General features: G+C 59.6%; 2 protein-coding genes. Both read right to left on the minus strand.

Annotation, left to right across the window (positions count from 1 at the left end; all coding sequences use genetic code 11):
* Nucleotides 1-443: DUF4142 domain-containing protein (locus VP06_RS33520; RefSeq protein ID WP_048468155.1), on the minus strand; the 443-nt coding region annotated here is incomplete at its 3' end.
* Between the two features lie 10 nt (nucleotides 444-453).
* The coding region (locus tag VP06_RS33525; protein WP_063928505.1) for a YciE/YciF ferroxidase family protein at nucleotides 454-916 on the minus strand (463 nt) is incomplete at its 5' end.

Here is a 916-nt window from a genome sequence, read left to right on the forward strand (position 1 = left end):
TCGCCGCCCTTGGCGTAGCGTTCAAACAGTGAGACCGCATCCTTGTGGGCGCTGACCTGCATCGGATCATATTCGCTGGCGAAATTGTCCGGCTTGGTGTTGCGCAGCACGTCGAGCTTCTTCTGTGAGCTGTCGTCGAGGCCGGTCGGCAATGCAGCCTTCATCTCGCCGCTGACCAACGCCTTCAACTCGGTACTGGTCTTGGTATGATCCGTGATCATCTGGTCGCCGAACTTCTTTTCCGCCGCATTGCCCTTCTGCTGGGCGATCTTCGCTGCTTCGATCTCCAGCATGTCGCTCAAGGCCACTTCCTTGATGAAGTCTTCCGTTTTCGGTGCGACGCCAAGCACGGAATTGACACCGGTCTTCTCGCCGACCGATTGGGCCAGCGCGGGCAGGGTCAGCCCGCAACTGATGGCAATAGCCAGAATAGTTCGCTTCATGCGCGTCTCCTCAGGCCGCCTCGGCATTGATGGCGCTGATGGCGAGCTTGCTGAGGGCTTCATCCGTCTTCTTTTCCTCGGCCAGGGTCTGGTCGATGAGCTTGACGGCGTCCTTCATGTTGAGCTTGGTCGCCCATGCTTTTAGTGTGCCGTAACGCGCGATCTCGTAGTGCTCGACCGCCTGGGCCGCAGAGACTAGGCCCGGATCGAGCGCCGGCGTGTCGGCATACTCTTCCATGATCTCCTTGCCTTCGTCGAGGATGCCCTCGATGGCGTCGCACTTCTTGCCGCGCGCCGGCTTGCCCATCAGATCGAAGATCTGCTCAAGCCGATCGATCTGGCCTTCGGTCTCGTCATGGTGCTTCTCGAAAGCCGCACGCAACTGCTCGGATTCGGCGGCCTTGGCCATCCGCGGCAGTGCCTTGAGGATCTGTTTTTCGGCGTAGTAGATGTCCTTGAGGGTGTCCAGGAAG

This window comes from Methylobacterium aquaticum, assembly GCF_001043915.1.
Lineage (GTDB): Bacteria > Pseudomonadota > Alphaproteobacteria > Rhizobiales > Beijerinckiaceae > Methylobacterium > Methylobacterium aquaticum.